General features: G+C 38.7%; 1 pseudogene. It reads right to left on the bottom strand.

The features are described 5' to 3' along the window. Positions 1–276: 276 nt before the first annotated feature. Positions 277–450, bottom strand: a pseudogene (locus CWM53_RS31920) (hypothetical protein); the annotation flags it as partial.

The raw sequence follows: 450 nt of genomic DNA on the forward strand, positions 1-450 counted from the left end.
AATAATAAGAAAAAAGCCACACTTATGAATGTGGCTTCTATCGATAGAATAAATCTCAGTCTGGTTAAAGGACAATCCCTTTTCTAGAGGATTTCTTTATACGCAATCTAACTCCATTTTACAAGTAAAAGTTTTGTAAATTTCGAAGCCACCATCACACCATGAATATTATTCAACTGATTTTTATAACAAAAAAGATAAATGCATGTATAAAAAACCATGTTATTTTTCTGGTAAGCATCACATTTTGAACATAAATAGATTTTCCTTGCGATGTCAGCTTAAGTGATTGACTTGCTGCATCTTGTGCGGCTGGTCATTTAGATCGTGGCGGTGGGCCAGTTCTCTCATCATGTCTTCGATACGGCTCTTCGCTTCATCCATATTATCCGCCATCGCACCAAGCAGCTGGCGAATAGCAGCGGGATGTTCATCGCCGGTTAGCTCTGG

Source organism: Klebsiella sp. A-Nf5, from assembly GCF_002810545.1.
In the GTDB taxonomy this organism is placed as follows: domain Bacteria; phylum Pseudomonadota; class Gammaproteobacteria; order Enterobacterales; family Enterobacteriaceae; genus Klebsiella; species Klebsiella variicola.